23 protein-coding genes are annotated in these 24,332 nt (G+C 69.4%); 1 reads left to right on the plus strand and 22 read right to left on the minus strand.

The features are described from left to right. Nucleotide 1 precedes the first annotated feature (1 nt). Complete coding sequence (locus tag WFJ36_RS06570) at nucleotides 2-574, plus strand: DUF3043 domain-containing protein (protein ID WP_060921218.1); 573 nt, start codon at nucleotides 2-4, stop codon at nucleotides 572-574. On the opposite strand, the gene WFJ36_RS06575 is transcribed toward WFJ36_RS06570, so the two are convergent. The 22 genes from WFJ36_RS06575 to WFJ36_RS06680 all read right to left on the minus strand — a co-directional run bounded on the left by WFJ36_RS06575 (nucleotide 549) and on the right by WFJ36_RS06680 (nucleotide 24,332). Next, nucleotides 549-1,586: a quinone-dependent dihydroorotate dehydrogenase gene (locus WFJ36_RS06575; protein ID WP_071329828.1), complete on the minus strand. Its 1,038-nt coding sequence runs from the start codon at nucleotides 1,584-1,586 to the stop codon at nucleotides 549-551. The genes WFJ36_RS06570 and WFJ36_RS06575 overlap by 26 nt on opposite strands. Nucleotides 1,587-1,596: 10 nt before the next feature. Continuing rightward, on the minus strand, nucleotides 1,597-2,067 hold the full coding sequence (nrdR, locus tag WFJ36_RS06580; protein ID WP_025105071.1) for a transcriptional regulator NrdR: 471 nt from the start codon (nucleotides 2,065-2,067) through the stop codon (nucleotides 1,597-1,599). Between the two features lie 10 nt (nucleotides 2,068-2,077). After that, nucleotides 2,078-3,382 (minus strand): histidinol dehydrogenase, encoded by a 1,305-nt coding sequence (hisD, locus tag WFJ36_RS06585; protein WP_071329829.1) that lies wholly within the window; start codon nucleotides 3,380-3,382, stop codon nucleotides 2,078-2,080. 1 nt (nucleotide 3,383) lies between these two features. Then, nucleotides 3,384-4,613 (minus strand): hypothetical protein, encoded by a 1,230-nt coding sequence (locus tag WFJ36_RS06590; RefSeq protein ID WP_336642929.1) that lies wholly within the window; start codon nucleotides 4,611-4,613, stop codon nucleotides 3,384-3,386. A gap of 67 nt (nucleotides 4,614-4,680) precedes the next feature. Further along, nucleotides 4,681-8,199 (minus strand): DNA polymerase III subunit alpha, encoded by a 3,519-nt coding sequence (gene dnaE, locus WFJ36_RS06595; protein WP_071329831.1) that lies wholly within the window; start codon nucleotides 8,197-8,199, stop codon nucleotides 4,681-4,683. A 38-nt stretch (nucleotides 8,200-8,237) separates the two neighbouring features. Then, nucleotides 8,238-9,302, minus strand: coding sequence for a hypothetical protein (locus WFJ36_RS06600; RefSeq protein WP_336642930.1), 1,065 nt, complete (start codon nucleotides 9,300-9,302; stop codon nucleotides 8,238-8,240). Next, a complete protein-coding gene (locus tag WFJ36_RS06605) occupies nucleotides 9,277-9,879 on the minus strand; it encodes an RNA polymerase sigma factor (protein ID WP_071329833.1) in 603 nt (200 codons plus the stop codon). Before WFJ36_RS06605 ends, WFJ36_RS06600 begins: the two co-directional genes overlap by 26 nt. Nucleotides 9,880-9,910: 31 nt before the next feature. Further along, complete coding sequence (locus WFJ36_RS06610) at nucleotides 9,911-10,492, minus strand: GNAT family N-acetyltransferase (protein WP_071329834.1); 582 nt, start codon at nucleotides 10,490-10,492, stop codon at nucleotides 9,911-9,913. 56 nt (nucleotides 10,493-10,548) lie between these two features. Continuing rightward, the gene (locus WFJ36_RS06615) at nucleotides 10,549-11,469 is read right to left on the minus strand and encodes an RluA family pseudouridine synthase (RefSeq protein WP_071329835.1); all 921 of its coding nucleotides are present in this window, start codon (nucleotides 11,467-11,469) and stop codon (nucleotides 10,549-10,551) included. Between the two features lie 2 nt (nucleotides 11,470-11,471). Continuing rightward, nucleotides 11,472-12,044, minus strand: a complete 573-nt coding sequence (gene lspA, locus WFJ36_RS06620) for a signal peptidase II (protein WP_442927822.1) — start codon at nucleotides 12,042-12,044, stop codon at nucleotides 11,472-11,474. A 9-nt stretch (nucleotides 12,045-12,053) separates the two neighbouring features. Further along, nucleotides 12,054-12,656 carry a DivIVA domain-containing protein gene (locus WFJ36_RS06625; RefSeq protein ID WP_071329836.1) on the minus strand — a complete coding sequence of 201 codons (603 nt, stop codon included), beginning with the start codon at nucleotides 12,654-12,656 and terminating at the stop codon, nucleotides 12,054-12,056. A 181-nt stretch (nucleotides 12,657-12,837) separates the two neighbouring features. After that, nucleotides 12,838-13,137, minus strand: a complete 300-nt coding sequence (locus tag WFJ36_RS06630; protein WP_025105081.1) for a YggT family protein — start codon at nucleotides 13,135-13,137, stop codon at nucleotides 12,838-12,840. Nucleotides 13,138-13,140: 3 nt separating this feature from the next. Further along, complete coding sequence (locus WFJ36_RS06635) at nucleotides 13,141-13,608, minus strand: cell division protein SepF (RefSeq protein ID WP_071329837.1); 468 nt, start codon at nucleotides 13,606-13,608, stop codon at nucleotides 13,141-13,143. Nucleotides 13,609-13,651: 43 nt separating this feature from the next. After that, nucleotides 13,652-14,359, minus strand: a complete 708-nt coding sequence (locus WFJ36_RS06640) for a YggS family pyridoxal phosphate-dependent enzyme (RefSeq protein ID WP_336642931.1) — start codon at nucleotides 14,357-14,359, stop codon at nucleotides 13,652-13,654. Then, nucleotides 14,356-15,510 carry a cell division protein FtsZ gene (gene ftsZ, locus WFJ36_RS06645; RefSeq protein WP_060922670.1) on the minus strand — a complete coding sequence of 385 codons (1,155 nt, stop codon included), beginning with the start codon at nucleotides 15,508-15,510 and terminating at the stop codon, nucleotides 14,356-14,358. Before ftsZ ends, WFJ36_RS06640 begins: the two co-directional genes overlap by 4 nt. 164 nt (nucleotides 15,511-15,674) lie before the next feature. Further along, entirely contained in the window at nucleotides 15,675-16,418 is a 744-nt protein-coding gene (locus tag WFJ36_RS06650) for an FtsQ-type POTRA domain-containing protein (RefSeq protein WP_336642932.1), read from the minus strand. A 183-nt stretch (nucleotides 16,419-16,601) separates the two neighbouring features. After that, a complete protein-coding gene (murC, locus tag WFJ36_RS06655; protein WP_336642933.1) occupies nucleotides 16,602-18,002 on the minus strand; it encodes a UDP-N-acetylmuramate--L-alanine ligase in 1,401 nt (466 codons plus the stop codon). A gap of 42 nt (nucleotides 18,003-18,044) precedes the next feature. Beyond that, nucleotides 18,045-19,121, minus strand: coding sequence for a UDP-N-acetylglucosamine--N-acetylmuramyl-(pentapeptide) pyrophosphoryl-undecaprenol N-acetylglucosamine transferase (locus tag WFJ36_RS06660; protein WP_336642934.1), 1,077 nt, complete (start codon nucleotides 19,119-19,121; stop codon nucleotides 18,045-18,047). Then, nucleotides 19,118-20,323, minus strand: a complete 1,206-nt coding sequence (gene ftsW, locus WFJ36_RS06665; RefSeq protein WP_071329841.1) for a putative lipid II flippase FtsW — start codon at nucleotides 20,321-20,323, stop codon at nucleotides 19,118-19,120. The genes WFJ36_RS06660 and ftsW overlap by 4 nt, the downstream gene beginning before the upstream one ends. Then, nucleotides 20,292-21,827, minus strand: a complete 1,536-nt coding sequence (gene murD, locus WFJ36_RS06670) for a UDP-N-acetylmuramoyl-L-alanine--D-glutamate ligase (RefSeq protein ID WP_336642935.1) — start codon at nucleotides 21,825-21,827, stop codon at nucleotides 20,292-20,294. Before murD ends, ftsW begins: the two co-directional genes overlap by 32 nt. Then, nucleotides 21,817-22,923, minus strand: a complete 1,107-nt coding sequence (gene mraY, locus WFJ36_RS06675; RefSeq protein WP_071329843.1) for a phospho-N-acetylmuramoyl-pentapeptide-transferase — start codon at nucleotides 22,921-22,923, stop codon at nucleotides 21,817-21,819. Before mraY ends, murD begins: the two co-directional genes overlap by 11 nt. Continuing rightward, nucleotides 22,920-24,332 carry a UDP-N-acetylmuramoyl-tripeptide--D-alanyl-D-alanine ligase gene (locus WFJ36_RS06680; RefSeq protein ID WP_292790744.1) on the minus strand — a complete coding sequence of 471 codons (1,413 nt, stop codon included), beginning with the start codon at nucleotides 24,330-24,332 and terminating at the stop codon, nucleotides 22,920-22,922. The genes mraY and WFJ36_RS06680 overlap by 4 nt, the downstream gene beginning before the upstream one ends.

Consider the following 24,332-nt stretch of genomic DNA (forward strand, 5'->3'; position numbering starts at 1 on the left):
CGTGGCCACTACCCCCGCCTCCCCTTCGACGAACGACGACGCCCCCCAGACGCCTGCCGTCGGCAAGGGACGCGCGACGCCGACCCGCGCCGAGCAGGAGGCTGCGCGTCGCCGCCCCCTCGTGGCGAACACCAAGGAGGCGAAGGCCGCGGCTCGCGCCGAGCTGAACGAGCGCCGCGCGAAGGCGCAGGCCGGCATGGCCGCCGGCGAGGAGAAGTACCTCCCCGCGCGTGACAAGGGCCCGCAGCGCCGATGGGTACGCGACTACGTCGACGCCGGCTGGCACCCCGCCGAGTTCGTGATGGGTGTCATGGTGCTCGTCATCCTGGCCTCGCTGCTGCCGACGAACATGATGATCTCGTTCTACGCGTACCTGTTCATGATGGCGTACCTCGTGATCGCGATCGGCGGCATGATCCTCCTCGGCATGCGGGTCAAGCGCAAGGCGGCCGCGAAGTTCGGCAAGGACCGCGTCGAGAAGGGTCTCGGCTGGTACGCCGGCATGCGAGCCCTGCAGATGCGCTTCATGCGCCTGCCCAAGCCGCAGGTCAAGCGCGGGCAGTACCCGGACTGACCAGTCCTCGGTTGATCTCGCGACCCCAGAACGGGCCGCGATAGAGGAACGCCGTGTAGCCCTGGACCAGGGTGGCCCCGGCATCCAGACGCTCCTGCACGTCGGCGGCCGTCTCGACGCCGCCCACCGCGATCACGCAGAAATCCTCGGGGACCGCGGCGCGCACGACCCGGAGGACTTCCAGCGACCGCTGCTTGAGTGGCGCGCCGGACAGACCGCCCGCGCCCGCCGCCTCGACGACGGCGGCATCGGTGCGCAGTCCGTCACGGCTGATCGTCGTGTTGTGAGCGATGATGCCCGCGAGCCCTTCCTCGACGGCGAGCCGCGCGATCGCGGTGATCTCATCGTCCGACAGATCGGGGGCGATCTTCACGAGCAGCGGGGTGGACCCGGCCGCGTCACGGACGGCGCGCAGCAACGGCGCCAGGGTCTCCACCGCCTGCAGGCCCCGCAGCCCCGGAGTGTTCGGCGATGAGACGTTGACCGCGAGATAGTCGGCCAGCGGAGCCAGGCGGGTGGCGGAGGCGACGTAGTCGTCGACGGCGTCTTCCACATCCACCACGCGGCTCTTGCCGATGTTCACGCCGATCACCGTGTCGGGGGCACCACGGCGGAGGCGGGCGAGGCGGCGGGCGGCAGCGTCCGCGCCCTGGTTGTTGAAGCCCATGCGGTTGATGACCGCGCGATCCGCGACCAGTCGGAACAGGCGCGGCTTCGGGTTGCCCTCCTGCGGGACGGCGGTGACCGTCCCGACCTCGACGTGCCCGAAGCCGAGCGCGGCGAGGCCGCGGACGCCGACGGCGTTCTTGTCGAACCCGGCCGCGATGCCGAACGGCGACGGGAACGTCAGCCCCAGGGCCTCGACGCGAAGCGAAGGGTCGGGGCGGGTCATCGCGCGGGTGGCCCACGAGAGCGGCGGCACACCGAGGACGCGGATCACCGCCATGCCGGCGTGGTGGGCGAACTCGGGGTCGAAGCGCGACAGGACGGCGCGGAAGAGCAGCGGATACATCCCTGCCAGATTACCGGTCCGCCGCCTCCGCCTTCGCGTGGTCGGCCCGGAGGTCGCTGATCGCGGACTCGAAGTCCTCGAGCGAGTCGAACGCCTGGTAGACGCTCGCGAAGCGGAGGAAGGCGACCTCGTCGAGCTCACGGAGCGGCCCCAGGATGGCGAGGCCGATCTCGTTCGTGTCGAGCTGGGAGACGCCGGTCTGCCGGACCGCCTCCTCCACCCGCTGCGCCAGGATCGCGAGGTCCGCCTCCGTCACGGGACGCCCCTGGCAGGCCTTGCGCACACCGGAGATGACCTTCTCCCTGCTGAAGGGCTCCATGACGCCGGAGCGCTTGATGACGTTGAGGCTCGCCGTCTCCGTCGTGGAGAACCGTCCTCCACATTCCGGACACTGACGGCGCCGACGGATCGAGAGCCCGTCGTCGCTGGTGCGGGAGTCGATGACCCGGGAGTCGGGGTGACGGCAGAAGGGGCAGTGCATCTGACAGATCCTACGCGGTGAAGCGGGCCTCGATCGCCTCGCCGTGGGCCGGGAGCACCTCGGTCTCGGCCAGCGCGACCACACCCTCCCGAACAGCGGCCAGGGCCGAGCGGTCGTAGGAGACGACCTGCTGTGGGCGGAGGAACGTATAGGCGCCCAGGCCCGGTGCATAGCGAGCCTGACCACCGGTGGGCAGCACGTGGTTGCTTCCGGCCATGTAGTCACCGAGGCTGACGGGCGTCTGGTCGCCGACGAACACGGCACCGGCGCTCGTGAAGGCGGCTGCCGCCTCCTCCGCATCCGCGAGGTGCAGCTCCAGGTGCTCGGGGGCGTAGGCGTTGCTGAACGCGGCCGCCGTCGCTCGGTCGTCCACCAGCACGATCGCCGACTGCGGGCCGGACAGCGCGGCCCTGACGCGTTCGCTGTGCCGGGTGCGCGCGGCCTGCTGCTCGACCTCTGCGCGGACCTGCTCCGCGATCTCCAGGTCATCCGTCACGAGGACGGCCGAGGCCTGCTCGTCGTGCTCGGCCTGGCTGACGAGGTCGGCGGCGATGAGACGAGGGTCGGCGTCGGCGTCGGCGACGACGAGGATCTCGGTCGCGCCGGCCTCGGAGTCCGTGCCGACCACCCCGGCGACGGCCCGCTTCGCCGACGCGACGTAGTTGTTTCCCGGTCCCGACACGACATCGACGGGATCGAGCCCCAGGCTCGCGACACCGTGGGCGAGCGCACCGATGGCTCCAGCTCCGCCCATCGCATAGACCTCGGAGACCCCGAGCAGCGCCGCGGCGGCCAGGATGGTCGGGTGGACGCGACCGTCCTGGTCCGCCTGCGGCGGCGAGGCGAGGGCGATCTGCTGCACCCCCGCGACCTGCGCGGGAACGACGTTCATGACGACGCTCGACGGGTAGACGGCCTTGCCCCCGGGGATGTAGACCCCGACACGGGCCACCGGCTGCCAGCGCTGCGTGATGGTCGCTCCCTCGCCGATCCTCGTCACCTGCGGTGCGGGAACCTGCGCGGCCGAGGCCAGGCGCACACGTCGGATGGCCTCCTCGAGGGAAGCGCGGACCGTCGGAGCCAGGTTCGACAGCGCCTCCGCGAGGTGTGCTTCCGGCACCCGCACGGCGTGCCCGGTGACCCGGTCGAACCGCTCCGCCTGTTCCCGCAGCGCGTCCTCGCCGCGATCCTGAACGTCGTCGACAAGACGCGCGGCGGTGTCGAGCGCCTCGGCTCGCGCCTGGGTCGCGCGCGGAACGGCTGCGAGCATGTCAGCGGGCGAGAGCTCGCGCCCCCGCAGATCGATCGTGCGCATGTCAGCCCTTCGTGATGCCTGCGATGTCGTGGAGGTAGCCGATGCGCCCGTCATCGTGGCGCACGACGAACGCCCCGCCCCGATCCTCGATGACCAGCGCCCAGGCGGTCGGACCGATGCGGAAGATCGGCTCTCCGCGTTCGTCGTGCACGTCGCGCTCCGTCGGGGCGAGGATCCAGAAGGGCTGCGCCTCGGGCGCGTTCCGACGCGGGGCGGCTGCCTGGTGATCGTCGATGACGGAGTGCACCGCCGTCGCATCATCCGATGCCGGTTCCTGCGCGGCCGCGAGTTCCTCCTCGGAGAGCGCCTTGGCGCCCAGCAGCGACTCGATGCTGCCGGTGTCGGAAACGATCTCCGGCTGCTCTCCGCGGGAGCGCCGTGAGTAGACCGGTGTGTACTCGTCCTCCGCGGAGACCGGCACGGTTCCGGTTCCCCCACCCGAGGCATGCGCGGTGAGAGGGACGCGATCTGCGCCGCTCGCCGACACATCGCTCGTGTCGATGTCGGCGTCCCGGAGATCGGCGGCGTCCGCGTCGGCGGTGCCCTGCTCGGCATCGGCGTCGGCGTCGGAGATCACGGCTGTCTCGCCCTCGGCTGCCGCAACGGGAGACTCGGCGGCCGCAGGGGACTCGGCGGCGGATCCGCTCGACGTCGCCTCGGGACGCGGCCGTGCGATCACCGGGCGCACCGGATTGGCGTTGCGGTGCGCCAGCGTGACGAGACGCCCCTGGAAGTCCTCCTTGAGCCCCGGGATGAGCGGCGCGAAGACGGTGAGCACGACGAGCGCGGTCGAGGTGATGACCTGCACGACGGCGTTCCAGGGCAGACCCCAATTGCCGGTGGAGATGACGGCGGAGAGGGCGAGCCACAGATTCCCTGCCCAGACACAGGCCGACACCGAGAACGCCACGGAGGCGAACTGGTCGATTCCGAGCGACCCGACTCTCCGTATCCCGTCCGGCGAGAAACGCCGGAGGACAAGGAGGAAGACGGCCACGGTGGGCACGCCGATCGGCAGGATCCACTGGATGCCGATGCCCCACAGCGAGATGCCCCCGCTGAGGGGGAAGAAGGAGACGAGGAAGGAGACTGCCCATACGCCCACGATCAGCAGCTCGCGCAGCGTGAAACCGAGGATCCCGTACTCCGGCGTGACCTCGTCGTCGTAGAGGACGCCGTCCTCATCGCTGAACACCGCTTCGGTGTCCGGCTCGGGAAGATCCGTGCTCATAGTCGTCCTTTCCTCGTCGGCGCACCACGTCTTTCCGGTGCTCTCGACGGCTCCCGATCCTACCCGCTCACCCCAGACAGGTTGGTCCGAGCAGTGACTTGAGGTCACCGAAGAGGTCGGCGGAGACCTTCACCGGCATGGGCACCTCGAACACCTTCGCCGTGCCCGCGCGGTGCACGCGCAGCAGCACCTCGGTGTCCCCGCTGTGCCGCCGGAGTACCTCCGCCAGCTCCGTCATGACCCGCTCAGTGGCGCGCTGCTCCGCGAGGACGAGCGAGAGCGGACCCGCCGCGTCGAAGGAGCCGACGTCGGGCGCGAACGCCGACTGCGCATGCAGGTTGAGCCCGTCGTCGCGGCGCGACACCCGACCGCGCACGGCGAGGATCGCATCCTGCTGCAGAGTGTGCTGGAACTCGAGGTACGTCTTGCCCATGAACATCACGGTGACCTCGCCGTTGAAGTCCTCCACGGTGATCATGCCGTAGGGGTTTCCGCTCGCCTTCGCCACACGATGTTGGACACTCGTGACGAGGCCGGCCACAGTGACCTGATCGCCGTCCTGCAGGTCCTCGGAGTTGTTGAGGTCGTGGATGGAGATCGAGGCATGCTTCGCGAGCGGGACCTCGAGGCCAGCCAACGGGTGGTCGGAGACGTAGAGGCCGAGCATCTCCCGCTCGAAGGCGAGTTTGTCCTTCTTGATCCACTCGGGACGAGGAGGCACCTTCGCGGGGGCCGCCTCCTCCATGCCGTCGTAGAGACTGTCGAAGTCGAAGCCGATGGCGCCCTGAGCCTCGTTGCGCTTCCGGTCCACCGCCGCCTCCACGGCGTCTTCATGGATCTCGAGGAGGGCCCGACGGGTGTCCCCCATGGAGTCGAAGGCCCCGGCTTTGATGAGCGACTCGACCGTGCGCTTGTTGGCGACGTGCAGCGGCACCTTGTCGAGGAAGTGGTGGAACGAGGTGAACCGCTCATCCTTGCGGGATTGCACGATGCCGTCGACGACGTTCGTGCCGACGTTGCGGACGGCGCCGAGACCGAAGCGGATGTCATCGCCGACGGCCGCGAAGAAGTTGATCGACTCCGAGACGTCCGGCGGGAGCACCTTGATCCCCATCCGGCGACACTCGTTCAGGTAGAGCGCCATCTTGTCCTTCGAGTCGCCGACGCTCGTGAGGAGGGCGGCCATGTACTCGGCCGGGTAGTGCGCCTTGAGATAGGCGGTCCAATAGGACACGAGACCGTACGCGGCGGAGTGCGCTTTGTTGAAGGCGTAATCCGAGAACGGCAGGAGGATGTCCCACAGCGCCTTGACCGCTCCTTCCCCGAAGCCGCGCTCGGTCATTCCCGCCGCGAACCCGGCGTACTGCTTGTCCAGCTCGGACTTCTTCTTCTTTCCCATCGCTCGGCGCAGGATGTCGGCCTGACCGAGGCTGAACCCGGCCACCTTCTGCGCGATCGCCATGACCTGCTCCTGGTAGATGATGAGCCCGTAGGACTCCTCCAGGATCTCGGCGAGCGGCTCCGCGAGTTCGGGATGGATCGGGGTGATCTCCTGCTGCCCGTTCTTGCGCAGCGCGTAGTTGGTGTGGGAGTTCGCTCCCATCGGCCCCGGACGGTACAGCGCGATGAGGGCGGAGATGTCACCGAAGTTGTCCGGCTTCATGAGCCGCATGAGTGAACGCAGCGGCGGACTGTCGAGCTGGAACACGCCGAGCGTGTCGCCGCGGGCCAGCAGCTCGTAGACGGCGGGGTCGTCGAGACCGAGGTGCTCGAGATCGAGCTCCTCGCCCCGGTTCATGCGGATGTTGTCGAGCGCGTCCGAGATGATCGTGAGGTTCCGGAGGCCGAGGAAGTCCATCTTGATGAGGCCGAGGGACTCGCACGACGGATAGTCGAACTGCGTGACGATCTGGCCGTCCTGCTCGCGGCGCATGATCGGGATGATGTCGAGCAGGGGCTCCGACGACATGATGACGCCGGCAGCATGCACGCCCCACTGCCGCTTCAGCCCCTCGAGGCCGAGTGCCCGGTCGAAGACCGTCTTCGCCTCGGGGTCGGTCTCGATGAGAGCCCGGAACTCGCTGGCCTCCTTGTAGCGCGGGTGCGCGGAGTCGAACATGCCGTCGAGGGGCATGTCCTTGCCCATCACGGCCGGCGGCATCGCCTTGGTGAGCCGCTCGCCCATGCTGAACGGGAAGCCGAGGACGCGCCCGGCGTCCTTGAGGGCCTGCTTCGACTTGATCGTGCCGTACGTGACGATCTGTGCGACCCGCTCGGATCCGTACTTCCGGGTCACGTACTCGATGACCTCGCCCCGGCGGCGGTCGTCGAAGTCGACGTCGAAGTCGGGCATCGACACGCGGTCCGGGTTGAGGAACCGCTCGAAGATCAGACCGTGCTCGAGAGGGTCGAGGTCGGTGATCTTCATCGCATAGGCGACCATCGAACCCGCACCGGAGCCACGCCCCGGACCGACGCGGATGCCGTTGTCCTTGGCCCAGTTGATGAAGTCGGCGACGACGAGGAAGTAGCCGGGGAAGCCCATCTGGAGGATGATGCCGGTCTCGTACTCGGCCTGCTTGCGCACCTTGTCCGGGATGCCGTTCGGGTACCGGTAGTGGAGGCCCTTCTCGACCTCCTTGATGAGCCAGCTGTCCTCGGTCTCACCCTCAGGCACGGGGAACCGCGGCATGTAGTTCGCCGAGGTGTTGAACTCGACCTCGCACCGCTCGGCGATCAGGAGCGTGTTGTCGCAGGCCTCCGGGTGGTCCCGGAAGAGCTGCCTCATCTCAGCGGCGGTCTTGATGTAGTACCCGTCGCCGTCGAACTTGAAGCGGTTCGGGTCGTCGAGCGTGGAGCCGGACTGCACGCACAGCAGGGCTGCGTGGGCGTCAGCCTCGTGCTGGTGGGTGTAATGCGAGTCGTTGGTGGCCACGAGCGGGATGCCGAGGTCTTTCGCGAGACGCAGCAGATCCGTCATGACCCGGCGCTCGATCGACAGGCCGTGGTCCATGATCTCGGCGAAGTAGTTCTCCTTGCCGAAGATGTCCTGGAACTCCGCTGCGGCCGCGCGGGCGGCGTCGTACTGACCGAGCCGCAACCGCGTCTGCACCTCTCCCGACGGGCACCCCGTCGTGGCGATGAGCCCCTTGCCGTACGTCTGGAGCAGCTCGCGGTCCATACGCGGCTTGAAGTAGTACCCCTCCATGCTCGACAGCGAGCTCAGCCGGAAGAGGTTGTGCATGCCCTCCGTGCTCTGACTCCACATGGTCATGTGGGTGTACGCGCCCGAGCCGGACACGTCGTCGCTGCGCTGGTCCGCCGAGCCCCACTGCACGCGGGTCTTGTCGCTGCGGTGCGTGCCCGGGGTGACGTACGCCTCGAGACCCACGATCGGCTTGATGCCGGCATTGCGGGCGGCGTTGTAGAACTCGAACGCCGCGAAGGTGTTCCCGTGGTCCGTCACCGCGATCGCCGGCATGCCGTAATCGGCCGCAGCCTGCGTCATCGCATTGATCTTCGCAGCCCCGTCGAGCATCGAGTACTCGCTGTGCACGTGCAGGTGGACGAAGGAGTCGGATGCCATGCTTCGAGTCTACGTTCGGCCATCGACATCGGCCGGCCTCACGGCACCTCGTCCACCACCTCGGTGACGACGCTCGTCGTCGACTCCGGCGTGTCTCCGATGACCCCTCCGGACCCGTAGCCCTCCGCGATCGAGTCCACGAGTCCGTGCGTCGTGTCGACCACGATGGTCGTCGTCCGGTGGCCGGGAACCGCATAGCGCAGCGTGGCCGTGCCGTCGCCCTCGTCGACCAGCTCGAAGCCCGGGATCAAGGCGATCGCGCGGAAGAAGGCCGCTCTCAGCTCGGCCGGCATGAGGTTGATCGCGGAGGGGTCGGAGAGGCTCGCCACCACCCACCGATCACCCTCCTCGTCGGCCAGCCCGGACCGGTCGCGCAGCCAGTCCCGTAGCGCCGCCGGTTCCCGCGGCATCTCGGCGTAGTAGGGGCGATAGCCGTCCGCCAACTGCGGAACGGGCGGCGGATCGCCCTCGCCGACCGGCCAGGCGCCCCCGGGGAGGACCTGCACCGTGCCGCGCTCGCGGATCGCCGCACCGGGTGACGAGGGCCACTCCTGTGCGGCCCGCGTGCCCTGCGCGCCGAACGACCGCACCACTTTGGCGTTCCCCCAGTCGTAGAACCAGTCGGCCGAGCGGTCTGCAGGGATGTACAGCACCCGTGTGTCCCTCACCAGGACGGCCGCGTCCCCCGTCTCCCGGGAGGCGTTGAAGGCGAAGGTGTCGTCGTCGCCGTCGTCGGCGGCGTCTCCATCCCAGAACTGGACGAACTCGTCGACGGTCTCGATCCGGATGTACTGTCCCTCCTCCGGGGTCAGATCCTGGGCATCGACGGTGACGCTCGCCGCCTGCTCGAGGACCGCCGCAGCGGCGGCATCGGGCATCACCGGGAACAGGAGACCTCCGGCGCCCAGCGCCACCACCGCGGCCCCGGCCGTCAGCCCCGCTATGCCGAGGCCGGTCCACACCCGCGCCCGTCGTCGTCCGCCCCGCGGAGCACGCGCGGCTGACACCGCGGCAGCCAGCGTGGCGCGGGCACGACGGATGCTCTCGTCCGAGGCTTCCGCCTGATCCGCGCCGAGGTCACGCACTCGTTCCATAAGCAGCATCGCTCTCCTCCTTCGCCATCCATGTGAGTCGGGTCTGCCCGCGCGAACCCGGCGGGGCGAGCCGTCGTCTGACCCGGTTGAGCCGCGACCGCACCGTCCCGACCGGGATGCCGAGGGCGACGGCGATCTGCTCGTAGGTGAGATCACCCCAGGCATGCAGGAGCAGCACGTCGCGGTCCCTGGCCGGGAGCCCGGCGATGCGGGGCGCGAGTGCTCGCAGGGCGGCATCGGCGTCGAGCCGCGCGTCGGACGCCGCGTACGGGTGCTCCGCGGGCCCCTCGGTGCCCGAAGTGGCCTCGAAAGCCCGCCACTGCCGTACTTCGGCCGCGCGGTGCCGCTTGATCATCCTCGTGGCGATGCCCAGGAGCCACGGCAGCGCCGACGCGACATCGAGATCGAAAGAAGCTCGACGGCGGAAGGCGACCAGGAACGTCTCACTGAGCACGTCGTCGACCGCATCCTCGCCGACACGCCGCCGGATGTACCCGCCGACCGGACGCACATGCCGCTCGAAGATGGCGGAGAACGCCCGCGGCTCGTCGAGCGACCGAGCGATGACCTCGCTGTCTGTGTTCACACTCTGTATTGCCCCGGTAGCGGAAGACGGTTCACGCTTTCTCGCGGAGGTCCAGCCGCATGAGCACGCGGGGGAAGCCGTCGAGGACGGAGCCCGTGTCCGCCGCCTTCGCGAACCCCGCGCTCTCGAAGAGACGCCGCGTCCCGACGTACGCCATCGTGAGGTTCACCTTCGCACCGGCGTTGTCGACCGGATACCCCTCGATCGCGGGTGCGCCCCGTTCGCGCGCGTAGGCGACCGCGCCCGCGATGAGGGCGTGGGAGACACCCTGTTTGCGGTGCCCAGGGCGGACCCGGAAGCACCACAGGGACCACACGTCGAGGTCGTCGACGTGCGGGATGAGGCGATTGCGCGCGAAGCTCGTATCGCGTCGAGGGTGCAACGCCGCCCAGCCGATCGGCTCGTCGTCGAGGTAGGCGAGCACGCCGGGAGGAGGATCCTGGTGGCAGAGCTCACGCACCCGCTCGGCCCGTGCGGGACCGCGAAGGGAGACGTTCTCCTTGTTGCCGATCCGATAGCTCAGGCAGAAGCAGACGTTCGACGTCGGTTTCTTCGGTCCCACGACCGCGGCGACGTCATCGAAGACCGTCGCCGGGCGCACCACGATGCTCATGCGGTCAGTGTGGCGGAGACCACGGACACCGGCGCCCCGACGCCCCGGCGGATGGACTATTCCCCGCGCAGCACGTCCAACGCATGCTGGAAGTCCTCCGGATAGGGCGAGGCGAACTGGACCCACTCCCCCGTCGTCGGATGCGCGAAGGCCAGCTGATGCGCGTGCAGCCACTGGCGCGTGAGTCCGAGGCGGGCGGAGAGCGTCGGGTCGGCGCCGTAGAGCGGATCCCCGACGCACGGGTGCCGATGTGCCGCCATGTGCACGCGGATCTGGTGCGTGCGGCCCGTCTCCAGGTGGATCTCCAGCAGCGAGGCCCCCGGAAACGCCTCGAGGGTCTCATAATGCGTCACGGAAGGCTTGCCGTCCGGGACGACCGCGAACTTCCAGGAGTGGTTCGGGTGCCGACCGATCGGCGCATCGATCGTGCCCACGAGCGGGTCCGGATGCCCCTGCACCACTGCGTGGTAGATCTTCTCGACCGTGCGCTCCTTGAACGCCCGCTTGAGAGCGGTGTACGCCGCTTCGCTCTTGGCGACCACCATGAGACCGCTCGTGCCGACGTCGAGACGGTGCACGACGCCTTGACGCTCGGGGGCGCCGCTGGTCGCGACGCGGAACCCGGCGGCGGCGAGAGCACCGACGACCGTGGGCCCCTCCCACCCGAGCGAGGGGTGGGCGGCGACGCCGGTCGGCTTGTCCACCACGACGATGTCCTCGTCGTCGTAGACGATGCCGAGTTCGGGCACCGCGATGGGCACGATCTTCGGCCCTTCCTTCGGCTGCCACTCGACATCGAGCCAGGCACCACCCCGCAGCCGGTCCGACTTGTCGAGGGTGACGCCGTCCAGACGCACGCCGCCGGAAGCGGCCACCTCCGCCGCGAAGGTCCGCGAGAACCCGAGAAGCTTGGCGAGGGCGGCGTCCACGCGTGTGCCGTCGAGCCCGTCCGGGACGGGCAGCGACCGGGACTCCACGCTCAGCGCCCCTCGGACGCGGCAGCGGCCTCGGCGTCCTCGTCGGTCTCGACCGGGGCGTGGTCCTTCTCCCGCGTGCCGTCGAAGCGCAGTCCGAACACGACGAGCAGGGCGACCGAGATCATCCCGGTGACGATGAAGATGTCGGCGACGTTGAAGATGGCCGGCATCATCCACGGCATCGAGATCATGTCGACCACGTGGCCGACGGGGAATCCTGGCTCGCGGAAGAGGCGGTCCGACAGGTTGCCGAGCACGCCCCCAAGCAGGCAGCCGAGGACGACCGCCCAGAGGCGAGACCGGAGCCCGAACGCCTTCCAGACGATCACGCCCGCGACGACTGCCTGCGCGATGGTGAAGATCCAGGTCACCCCCGAGCCGAGGGAGAACGCCGCGCCGGGATTGCGCACGTAGTAGAGCTGGAGGAACTCTCCGAGGACCGGGACAACCTCATGCAGCGGCAGGTTCTCGATCGTGAGGTACTTCACATACTGATCGGCGGCCAGCACGACCGCTGCGAGAATCGCAACGATCGCACCGGCCGCCGACCGACGAAGGGGACGACGTCCTGACAAGAGGGCGCCTTACAGGCCGATCGCGGAGACCGGCGTGGAGTCCGTCGACGCCGACTTCTCGTCGAGCTCGCGGAGCTGGCCCTCGATGTAGCCACGGAGCTGCGAGCGGTAGTCGCGCTCGAAGTTGCGCAGCTCCGTGATGCGGGCCTCCAGCGTGTTGCGCTCGCGCTCCAGGCGCGCGGTCTCCTCGCGCTGCTTCGCCTCGGCCTCCGTGCGGATGCGGGCGACCTCGGCCTCGGCCTCGGAGATGAGCTGGTTGCGCTTGGCCTCACCCTCGGCCACGTGCTCGTCGTGCAGACGCTGTGCGAGCTCGATGATGCCGGCGGTCGCGGTCGCGGAGCCGGTCGGTGCGGCGTCGGCGGCGGGAGCCTCGGCGGCAGCCGCCGGGGCAGGAGCAGCGGCGGCCGGCTCGGCGGCCGCAGCGGGAGCAGGCGTGGAGCCCGACTCGTACGCGGCAAGCTTCGCCTTCAGCTCGGCGTTCTCCTCGAGGGCCTTGCGCCACTCGATGACGATCTCGTCGAGGAAGTCGTCGACCTCGTCCGGGTCGAAGCCGTCCTTGAAGCGGACGTGCTGGAACTGCTTGGTGACGACGTCATCCGGGGTAAGTGCCATGGGTGGCTCCTCTTTCGATGAGTTCGATTGCCAGTACCGATGTATGGCGTGTTCGTGATGTGGCGCGAACCCGGGGCGCGCACCTGGGTGCCAGCATAGCCCCCGAGCCTTGGGGTCGCGATGCCACGACACCCAGGCTCGGCGAACTCGCCGCCGTCCCCGGGCGCGACACGCGGGGTGGTCAGCGGATGAACAACCGGACGATGTTCATCAGGATCAGGACGACCAGAAGGGTCAGCGCGAAGCCGAAGTCCAGCGAGAGCTGACCGATACGCAGCGGCGGGATGATCCGCCGGAAGAACCGGATGGGCGGATCGGTGACCGTGTACACCGCCTCCGCGGCCACGAGACCGAAGCCCTTGGGACGCCACTCCCGATTGAACATCGGGATGTAGTCCAGGATGAGCCTCGCGAAGAGCACGAGGATGTAGACCAGCAGCACCAGGTGGACGATGCTGGCGAGGACCGAGACCAGCTGCACGGTCTACGAGTGGTCGAAGCCCGCAGACTCGGCGTCTGCGTGCGCGATACCCCCGTGGCCGGACACCGCGATGTTCTCCGGCGAGAGCAGGAAGACCTTGGAGGTCACCCGCTCGATCCGGCCGTAGAGGCCGAGGGAGAGACCGCTCGCGAAGTCGATGAGGCGGCGCGCGTCGGCGTCGCTCATCTGGGAGAGGTTGATGATGACAGGGACGCCCTCGCGGAAGCTCTCCGCGATCAGCTGGGCGTCGCGGTACTGCTTCGGGTGGACGGTGAGGATCTCGTTCACGGCTCCTGCTGCAGGCTGGCGGACGGCGACGGGACGACGGAGCGGTGTGACGGGAGCCGGAGCCGGCTCTTCACGCTCACGCTCACGCTGGGCGCGGGCGGGTGCCGGCGTCTCCTCTTCGTAGACCTCTTCCTCGTCGGCGAGGCCGAGATACACCATGGTCTTCTTCAGCGGGTTACCCATCGTGTCCTCCGGTTCGAACGTTTCGGGCTGGTCTTGTCACAGGTTAGCCCCGGGCGGGGCGCGGTCCCGTGATTGCGGAACCGATCCGCAGGTGTGTCGCGCCGGCGGCGATGGCCTCGGCGAAATCGCCGGTCATCCCGGCGGAGATCCAGGTCGCCTCGGGAGCGACGGTCCGCACGTCGGCGGCGATGTGGTGCAGACGGGCGAAGGCGCTCGCAGGATCCTCGTCGAGGGGCGCGACGGCCATCACGCCTCGGAGCCGCAGCGAGGACAGACCGAGCACGTGCTCGGCCAGCGCCACCGCCGACGCCGGCGGCACGCCTCCCCTGCCCTCATCCTCGGTGAGATTCACCTGGACGAGCACGTCGAGCACCTCGTCGGTCTCGGCTGCACGGTGCAGGGCATCGGCGAACCGGCCACGGTCCACCGAATGCACGACGTCGGCGCTCCGCCTGATCGCCGCGGCCTTGTTCGTCTGCCCCTGCCCGATGAAATGCCACTCGAGGTCGAGGGCGGAGAGTTCGCCCGCCTTGGCGGTGAGCTCCTGCTGCCGGTTCTCCCCCACCGCGTGCACTCCGAGAGCGTGCAGATCGCGCACCAAGGAGGCAGGGTGGAACTTGGTGACGACGATCCGGGTGATCCCCTCGGGGGAACGCCCGGCGGCACGCGCGGCGTCGGCGATCTTCTCGTCGATCGCCGACAGCCGCGCGGCCAGGTCCGATGGCGCCGAAGCGCCGACCGGTGTCGTCACTTCAGGAATTCGGGGATGTCGATGTCGTCGTCGGCGAAGGCCGGCTCGATGCTCGTCGTCGGCGTGCGCGGTGCCGTCGGCGCCGGGGCGGGCTCGGGCGTGCTCTTCTCTGCCGCAGGCTCGGAGGTCTCCGACAGCGCCACCTCGGGAAGAGACGCGGTCGAGGGACGCGAGACGACCATCGGGTCCAGCCGCAGCGAGGGCTCGCCGCCGTCGAAGCCCGCGGCGATCACGGTCACCCGCACCTCGTCGCCGAGCGTGTCGTCGATGACCGTACCGAAGATGATGTTGGCCTCGGGGTGCGCGGCCTCCTTGACGAGATCCGCCGCGTCGTGGATCTCGAAGATGCCGAGGTTCGAGCCACCCTGGATCGACAGCAGCACACCGTGCGCACCTTCGATCGAGGCCTCGAGCAGCGGCGACTCGACGGCGAGCTCCGCCGCCTTGATCGCACGGTCTGCGCCACGGGCCGAACCGATGCCCATCAGGGCGGATCCCGCTCCCTGCATGACCGACTTCACGTCGGCGAAGTCCAGGTTGATCAGACCGGGGGTCGTGATGAGGTCGGTGATGCCCTGCACACCGGCGAGGAGGACCTGGTCGGCAGTCGCGAACGCCTCGATCATCGAGATGCCGCGGTCGCTGATCTCGAGAAGACGGTCGTTCGGGACGACGATGAGGGTGTCGACCTCTTCCTTCAGCTTCGCGACGCCCGCCTCGGCCTGGCTCTGGCGGCGACGCCCCTCGAAGGAGAACGGCTTCGTGACGACACCGATGGTCAGCGCGCCGATCGACTTCGCGATGCGGGCGACGACGGGGGCACCACCCGTTCCGGTGCCGCCCCCCTCTCCGGCGGTGACGAAGACCATGTCGGCACCGGTCAGGGCCTGCTCGATCTCCTCCGCGTGGTCCTCTGCGGCGCGACGACCCACCTCGGGGTCGGCACCAGCGCCGAGACCGCGGGTGAGCTCGCGGCCCACGTCCAGCTTGACGTCGGCGTCGCTCATGAGCAGCGCCTGGGCGTCGGTGTTGACGGCGATGAACTCGACTCCGCGGAGACCGAGCTCGATCATGCGGTTGACGGCGTTGACGCCGCCACCGCCGACGCCGACGACCTTGATCACGGCGAGGTAGTTCTGGTTCTGGCTCATGGCCGGCCTCCGATTAGTAGAGCCTGGAAGGGGGTGAACCTTAAACCTCAACTAGAGGTGTAAAGTATTTCCCGGTATTGCGTTCTCTCAGATCGAAGGTATGCGCCGCCCGGCCCCGCACGCGCAGCGACATGGGCGTGTCGCGCCATTCCCGCCGAAAGTGATCAGCCGACGACCGCCACATCGGGAGACGTGACGTCGATCGACGAGGCATCGGGGTTCTTCACGAGCGCGGCGGAGAGTGCGAGCGCCTTCAACCCCGAGTCCTCCTGGCTCCCCCACACGACCGTGAGTCCTGACTCAAGGGTCAAGGTCACGTCGTCCGCCGTCGAGGCCCGCACACCGGTGAGCGTCTTGCGGATGTCCGACGGAAGCGCCCGGACGACGAGCCCGGCACTGCGGAAGGCAGCCGAGTCGACCCCACCCTCCACCTCCACCAGCGGCTGTCCCGCGGGGCGCTGGGCTGTCGTCGAGAGAGCGACGCCCGCTGCGTCGACGAGCGTGAACCCGGCACCCGACTCGACCACCCCGATCGGCGTACGCTCGACGATGCGCACGGTCAGGTCGTGCGGCGGACGTGCTTCCAGGGCATACGTCTCGATGAGCGGAAACGTCAGCAATGCCGCCTTGACCTCGCTCGTATCGACCAGGGCGAGCGGCGTGCCGAGCTGGTCCGCGAGGGCACCTTCGATCACCGCGGGATCGATCGTCGTGGTGCCGGTGACCGTGATGCGCTGCACAGCGAAGAGCGGACTGTAGGCGGCGGCGACACTCCCTCCGATCAGCAGCACCACGGCTCCGAGGGCACTCAGCCAGACGAGACGACGCCGCCGGGATCGCTGGGTGAACCGACGGATCTCCGCCCTGAGCGCCTTGCGGCGGGCGCGTGCGGCGCGCCAGACATCCATGGACGAACGCGGGATCGGTCGCTCCTCGGGCATCACTGCGGAGGACTCGACCGGCGAGGCGCCTCCCCCCTCCTCCGGCGACCGCAGCGGGGCGGGACGCCGGCGGAGGGGCCGTTCGGACGCGTCGTCCGTCTCCCCCGGGGTATCCGGAGCGCTCGGGAGTGGGGGCGGCCGGCGCATGGGCTACGCCCCGTCGGTCCGGCGAAGTGACTCCAGCACCTGCGGGATGAGCTGGTAGACGTTACCGCAGCCGAGGGTCACGACGAAGTCACCCTCCTCCGCAACCGATGCCGTGTAGTCGGCCGCTTCCTGCCAGTCGGCGACGAAGTGCACGCGGGAGGGGTCCTGGAACGCGCCGCTCACCAGCTCACCGGTAACGCCAGGCACCGGGTCTTCCCTGGCGCCGTAGACGTCCAGCATCACGGTGTGGTCGGCGAGCTCCTCCAGGACGTCCGCGAACTCCTGGTACATGTGCTGCGTCCGGGAGTACGTGTGCGGCTGCTGGATCGCGATAAGCCGGCCGGAACCCGCCAGACTGCGCATGGCCTCCAACGCGGCGCGCACCTCGGTGGGGTGATGGGAGTAGTCGTCGTAGACCGTGACCCCGCGCTCCTCACCGTGGCGCTCGAGACGACGGACGGTTCCCGCGAAGCCCTCGACGGCGCGCACGGCGTCGCGGAGCGGGTGGCCGAGCGCGAGGAGGACGGCGACCGCCCCCGTCGCGTTGATCGCGTTGTGCACGCCGGGGACCGCGAGCTGCATGCGCTCCGTCTCCCCTCCGTGCGAGACGACGGCGGCGACGGGGCCCGCGGTGACGATCTCGCTGACGCGGACGTCGGCCTCCTCGGCCTGCCCGAACGTCAGGACACGCGGGTGGGACAGCCCTGCCAGGACCCGGAGCGCGCCGGGGTCGTCGCTGGAGATGACGACCGCCTCCGACGCGGCGTCCGCGAACCGCACGAAGGCGTCGTGGAAGGCTTCGTCGGAGCCGTAGTGGTCGAGGTGATCGGGGTCGACGTTCGTGATGAGCGCGACAGCCGTGTCGTAGAGGAGGAAGGTGCCGTCGGACTCGTCCGCCTCGATGACGAAGAGGTCGCCGCTCCCGGTCGCGCTGGACGTGCCGAGCTGCTCGATCACGCCGCCGTTGACGAAGTGCGGATCGGCGCCGAGGTCACGCAAGGCGGTGACGATCATGCCCGTCGATGTGGTCTTTCCGTGCGCGCCCGCCACCGAGACGAGGCGCCGCGTGCCGATCAGCCAGTGCAGCGCCTGGGACCGGTGGATGACGTGGAGGCCCCGCTCCTTGGCGGTGACGAACTCGGGGTTCTCCGGCCAGATGGCGCCGGTGTGCACGACCGTGTCGGCGTCGCCGAGGTGAGCGGCATCATGACCGACGTGGACCGTCGCCCCCGCGGCGGCCAGCGCCCGCAGGTTGTCGCTGTCGGCGCGGTCGCTGCCGGAGACGCGGATGCCCGCGTCGAGTAACATCTTGGCGAGTCCGCTCATCCCGGATCCACCGATGCCGATGAAGTGCGCGGAGGTGATCGTCTCGGGGATGGGGAGGGAGAGGTCGGGTCTGATCATGTCCGCTTCAGTCTACTTTTCGTTCTCGTCCGGGCGGCGGCGTCACACCGCACCGAGGGCACGATCGATCATCGCCACGACGTTCTCGGTCCCTGTCCGGGTGCCCGCGGTCTCCGCCGCCTCCGCCATGCGCCGGATGCGGTCGGGATCGCCGAGCAGCGGCACGACGATCCGCCGGACGGCGTCGCCGTTGAACGTCGCATCGTCAAGGAGCTGCGCGGCACCGGCGGCCACGGCCGAGCCGGCGTTCAGACGCTGCTCCCCGTTGCCCACCGAGTACGGCACGTACAGCGCGGGGATACCGAGCGCGCTGATCTCGCTCACCGTGGCCGATCCCGAACGCGACACGATGAGGTCGGCCAGGGCGAACGCGAGATCCATGCGGTCGACGTACCGGCGGAGGGCATAGCCGGGCACTCCCGGGTCGGCGAGGTCGCTGCGCTCCCCCGTCACGTGCAGCAGTTGCCAGCCCGCGGCGAGGATGTCGCGCCAGGAATCCGCCAGAGCGTCGTTCAAGCGCTGCGCTCCGAGCGAGCCGCCGAAGACGAGCAGCACGGGGCGATCGGGGTCGAGCCCGAAGTACTCCGCGGCCTCGGCCCGCCGTGCCGCCCGGTCGAGCGTGATGACCTCGCGCCGCAGCGGCATGCCGACCACCTCGCTCCCGCGGAGCGGCGTCCCGGCGAAGGCCACGCCGACCCCCGCCGCTGCCCGGGCACCGAGCACATTCGCCAGCCCGGGCTTCGCATTGGCCTCGTGCACGACGAAGGGCACGCGCTCGCGACGCGCGGCGACGTAGGCGGGTGCGGAGGCGTAGCCGCCGAAGCCCACCACGACGTCGATCCCGTGCTGCCGGATGTGCGCACGCACCTGGGCGATCGCCCGGCGGAACCGCGCGGGGAACGCGGCGGCCTGCGCGTTCGGGCGCCGCGGGAACGGCACCTTGTCGACGATGAGCAGCTCGTAGCCGCGCTCGGGGACGAGACGGGACTCCAGCCCCTCCGCGGTGCCGAGCACCAGGATCGTCGCCGTGGAGTCGCGCTCACGCAACGCGTCGGCGACGGCGAGCAGCGGGTTCACATGGCCGGCGGTGCCACCGCCGGCGAGGAGGTACGAAGTCACCTCGCGACCCTACCCCGCTCGGCTGACTGCTTCTCGGCGACCGGGATGGTCCGCGCGAAAGCCAGCAGGACACCGCAGGCGATGAGCACGGCCAAGAGCGCCGTCCCCCCCTGGGACATGAAGGGAAGGGGCACACCCATCACGGGGAAGACCCCGATGACGACGCCGACGTTCAGCACGGCCTGACCCACGATCCACACCGTGATCCCCCCGGCCGCGACGCGGATGAACGGGTCCGAGGTCTTGCGGATGACATGGAAGACACCCACGGTGAAGAACGTGAAGAGGGCGAGCACGACGATGCAGCCGATCAGCCCCAGCTCCTCGCCGACGATCGCGAAGATGAAGTCGTTTCCTGCCGCCGGGAGCCACCCGTACTTCTCCTGGGAGTTACCGAGGCCGAGCCCGAAGACACCGCCGGAGGCCATGCCCCAGATGCCGTGGATCGACTGGTAGCAGTCGTTGTAGTAGAGCGTCATGTCGTCGCAGGTGGCGGTGATGCGCCGCATGCGGTCCTTGCTGGAGAGCGCATAAGCGAGGACAGCAGCCACGCCCAGGATCATCGGGATGATGAACAGCCGCAGCTTCACGCCCGAGAAGAAGAGGCAGCCGAGGAGGATGAGGACCAGCACCATCGCGGTGCCGAGGTCCTTACCCGCGAGCACGGTGCCGATCGCCAGCGCGCCGACGGGTACGACGGGGATGAAGACGTGGTGCCAGGTGCCGAGCATGGTCTGCTTGCGCAGCAGGACCGCGGCGATCCACAGGGCGAGCGCCAGCTTGAGGAACTCGGACGGTTGCATCTGGAAGCCCGCTACCTGGATCCAGTTCCGGTTTCCGCCGTCGGCGACGCCGAGTGGCGTGAACACCAGGAGCTGCAGGGCCACGGCGCCGAACAGCGCCGGCCACGCCATGCGCTTGAGGAACGCCACGGGGAAGCGGCTGATGAGGAACATCAACGGGATGCCGAGCAGAGCGAAGACGCCTTGGCGGAGAGCACCGTCCAGCGGGTTCTGGGCCTTCGCCACCGCTGTCGCGCTCGTCGCCGACAGCACCATCACGAGGCCGAAGATCGTCAGGAGCAGGGCGGTCGACGCGATCAGCAGGAACTCGGTGGACACCGGCGTGAACCGGCGTCCGAGCGAGACCCGCGCCGCGAGGCCTCCCGACTCAGACCGCGGAGGGCGAGCCACCTGCGTCATCGGCGCTCCCCCGATCGATCCATTCCCGCACCGCTTCGGCGAAGCGGTGGCCGCGATCCGCATAGCTGGAGAACTGGTCGAAGGATGCGGCGGCGGGAGCGAGGAGCACGGTGCCCTCCCCGTCGACGATCCCCGCCGCGATCTCCACGACGCGGTTCATGACCTGTCCAGTGTCGCCAGCATCGACCTCGAAGACCGGCACCGTCGGCGCGTGTCGCTCGAATGCCGCGACGACGGCCGTGCGGTCCACTCCGATGACGACAGCCGCGCGCGCGGTCGCGCCCGCGTCCGCGACGAGATCGGCGATGTCGACGCCCTTGAGATCGCCACCCACGACCCACACCGCACCGGGGTACGCGCGCAGTGACGACGCGGCCGCATGCGGGTTCGTCGCCTTGGAGTCATCGACCCAGGTGATGCCGGCGTGGCGTGCGACGACCTCGATGCGGTGTGCATCCAGCCGGAAGCTCTGCAGCGCCCCGTGGATGGCCTCGGGCTCGACCCCGAGGGACCGGGCGAGAGCACTGGCAGCGAGGATGTTCTGCACGATGTGCGGGGCCGACAGGCCGGCGGCCTCCAGGTCGGCGACCGTGGTCAGCTCCAGGGCGCTGCGCGCGCGGTCGTCGAGGAACGCCCGATCGACGAGCAGCCCCTCCACGACGCCGAGATCGCTCGGCCCGGGGATGCCGAGGTCGAAGCCGATGGCACGAGCGCCCTCGACGACCTCGGCCTCCTCGACCATCCGCCGCGTGGCCTCGTCGGCCTTGTTGTAGACGCAGGCGACGCGGGTGTTCCGATAGACCAGGGCCTTCGCGTCCCGGTAGGCCTGCGCGCTGCCGTGCCAGACGAGATGATCGTCGGCGAGGTTGAGGCAGACCGCAGCGTGCGGGAAGAGCTCCCCCTCCGGGCGCGACAGGCCGAGATACCAGAGCTGGTGGCTGGAGAGTTCGACGACGAGCACGTCGAAGCCGGCGGGGTCGCGGACCGCGTCCAGCACGGGGACGCCGATGTTGCCGCACGGTGCGGCACGGAGTCCGCCGGAGACGAGCAGCGTCGCCGTGAGCTGGGTCGTGGTCGTCTTGCCGTTGGTGCCGGTGATGAGCACCCAGTCCGCCGGCGTGCCGTCCGCACGGAGGACCTTGTCGCGCACCCGCCAGGCGAGCTCGACGTCACCCCACAGGGCGATGCCCTCGTCCTGGACCCAGCGGATGACCGGGTGCGCCGGAGCGAACCCCGGGGACGCGATGACGACCTCAGGCGCGAACGCCGTCAGCGCCTCGGGGACGGCGTCGAGCGGTCCGAGCTCCAGCCGTGCGCCGATGACGGGCAGGAGGCGGGCGTACTCCTCTTCCGCGGACTCGCTCAGCACGAGGACGTCGGCGCCGAGCTCGGCGAGGGTGTCGGCCACGGAGAAGCCGGTCATGGAGAGGCCGAGGACGGCGACGCGCAGGCCGCTCCAGTCGGCGTGCCAGCTCGTCAGCCCGGCGAGGCGCTCAGCCGACACGGGTCAGCCACTCCACGTAGAACAGTCCGACGGCGGACACGGCGAGCAGACCCGCGATGATCCACATCCGCACCACGATCGTGACCTCCGACCATCCCCGCATCTCGAGGTGGTGGTGGAACGGGCTCATGAGGAAGAGCCGCTTGCCGCGGGTGATCTTGAAGTAGGCGCGCTGGAGGATCACGGATCCGGAGGCGAGCACGAAGACGCCCGCGATGATGAGGAGCAGCAGCTCCGTCCTGGTCATGATCGCCATCGCGGTGATGACACCGCCGATGGCCATCGAGCCCACGTCGCCCATGAAGACCTTCGCCTTCGGGGCGTTCCACCACAGGAAGCCGATGAGGCTCGCGGCGAAAGAGGCCGAGATGATGGCGAGGTTGAACGGGTCGCGCACCTCGTAGCAACCGCCGAGGGAACCGGGGTCTCCCCCGATGCAGGGCTGCTTGAACTGCCAGAACGCGATGAGGCTGTATGCACCGACGACGATCACGCCCGCGCCGGCGGCGAGGCCGTCGAGGCCGTCGGTGAGGTTGACGCTGTTGGAGGTCGCGACCCCGATGATCGAGATCCAGGCGAGGTAGAGGATCCAGCCGAGGATGACGCCGAACGCGAAGAGGTTCAGCCAGGTGATGTCCCGGAAGAGCGAGATGGACGCGCTGGCCGGCGTCTGCCCCCACTTGTTCGGGAAGTTGAGCGCCACGATGCCGAAGGGGATCACGACGATGAGCTGACCGATCACCTTCCGCCACCCCGACAGCCCGAGGCTGCGCTGGCTGCGTACCTTCATGTAGTCGTCGATGAACCCAACCACGCCGAAGCCGACCATGAGCCAGATGACGAGGATCGCGGACAGGGCCGGCGTCTCCCCGCTGACGAGGACCCCGGTGAAGTAGCCCACGATCGAGCCGAGGATGAAGATGACCCCGCCCATCGTGGGCGTGCCGCGCTTGGCCTCGTGGCTCGGGTTGCCTGCGGCCTCCGGGGTGCGGATGACCTGCCCCCAGCCCCATTTGCGGAAGAGCCGGAGGAAGACGGGAGTCAGGAAGAGAGTGAAGGCGAGCGAGATGGCCGCCGCCATGATGAGGGACCTCACGAGAACAATTCTCCCAGACGATCGCCGAGATGCCGGAGGCCCACGGAATTGGACGACTTCACCAGGACGCGGTCGCCGTCGCGCAGCTCGGTGCGGAGGTACTCGAACGCGGCGTCCTGGTCCGGCAGATGCACGGCTTCGCTGTCCCACGACCCCTCGCCGACGGCGGCGAGGTAGAGCCGACGGGCCTCCGGGCCGACGACGACGATGCGCCGGATGTTGAGGCGCACGGCGAGCAGACCGATGCGGTCGTGCTCCTCCCCGGCGCTCTCGCCGAGCTCGCTCATGGCGCCGAGCACGGCGACGGTGCGCTCGTCCGGGCCGGTGATCTGGGCGAGGGTCCGCAGCGCGGCCGCCATCGAATCGGGACTGGCGTTGTACGCGTCGTTGATGATCCGGACGCGGTCGTTGCCCAGCGGCTGCATGCGCCAGCGCTCCGCGATCTCGACGGTCTCCAGCCGGGAGACGGCATCGGACGGGGCCACGCCGAGCTCCACGGCGGCGGTGATCGCGGCGAGGGCGTTCGTGACGTGGTGAGCCCCGAGTACGCGCAGCCGCAGCGGCAGGTCCTCTCCCGCGGCCTCGATCACGCACTGGGTGCCGGAGGCCGACACCTCGATGTCCCGCGCGTGCACGGCGGCCGCGGCGGACTGACCGAAGCCGACGACGCGGAGGCCGCGGCTCTCCGCGAGCTCGCGCATCGCCCAGACCCGGGGGTCGTCGGCGTTGAGCACGGCGGTGCCGGGCACGCGGGCCGCGGCGACGAGCTCGGACTTGGCCTTCGCCGTGGCCTCGATGCCGCCGAAGCCCCCGGCGTGGGCCATCCCGACCATGAGCACCACGACGAGGTCGGGCTCGACGAGGCCGGCGAGGCGCGCGATGCTGCCCGGCGCGGCGGCGCCGAACTCGCTCACCAGGAAGCGGGTGTCGTGCGTGACGCGGAGCATCGTCACCGGGGCGCCGACCTCGTTGTTGAAGGACTTCACCGGAGCGACGGTCTCGCCCTCGTCCTCGAGGATGCGGGCGAGGAAGTTCTTGGTCGTCGTCTTGCCGTTGGAGCCGGTGATGCCGACGATGCGCAGGTTCCCGCCGGCCCGCACGCGCGCCACGACCTCACGGGCGAGCTCGCCGAGCGCCGCGACGGCATCGGGCACGACGATCTGCGAGACATCGACGTCGACCGGGTGCTCGACGATCGCCAGCACGGCACCGGCTTCGACGGCGGCACCGACGAAGCGGTGCCCGTCCGTCTCGGCTCCGGGCTTGGCGACGAAGATCGACCCCGCCTCCATGGTGCGCGAATCGGTGTCGACGATCCCGTCGACCACCGTCTCCGGCGTGTGCTCTCCGGCCACGCGCAGTTCACCACCGATGGCGGCAGTGATCTCAGCGAGCGTCAGGGCGATCAT

The organism is Microbacterium sp. MMO-113, assembly GCF_037148555.1.
Classification (GTDB): domain Bacteria; phylum Actinomycetota; class Actinomycetes; order Actinomycetales; family Microbacteriaceae; genus Microbacterium.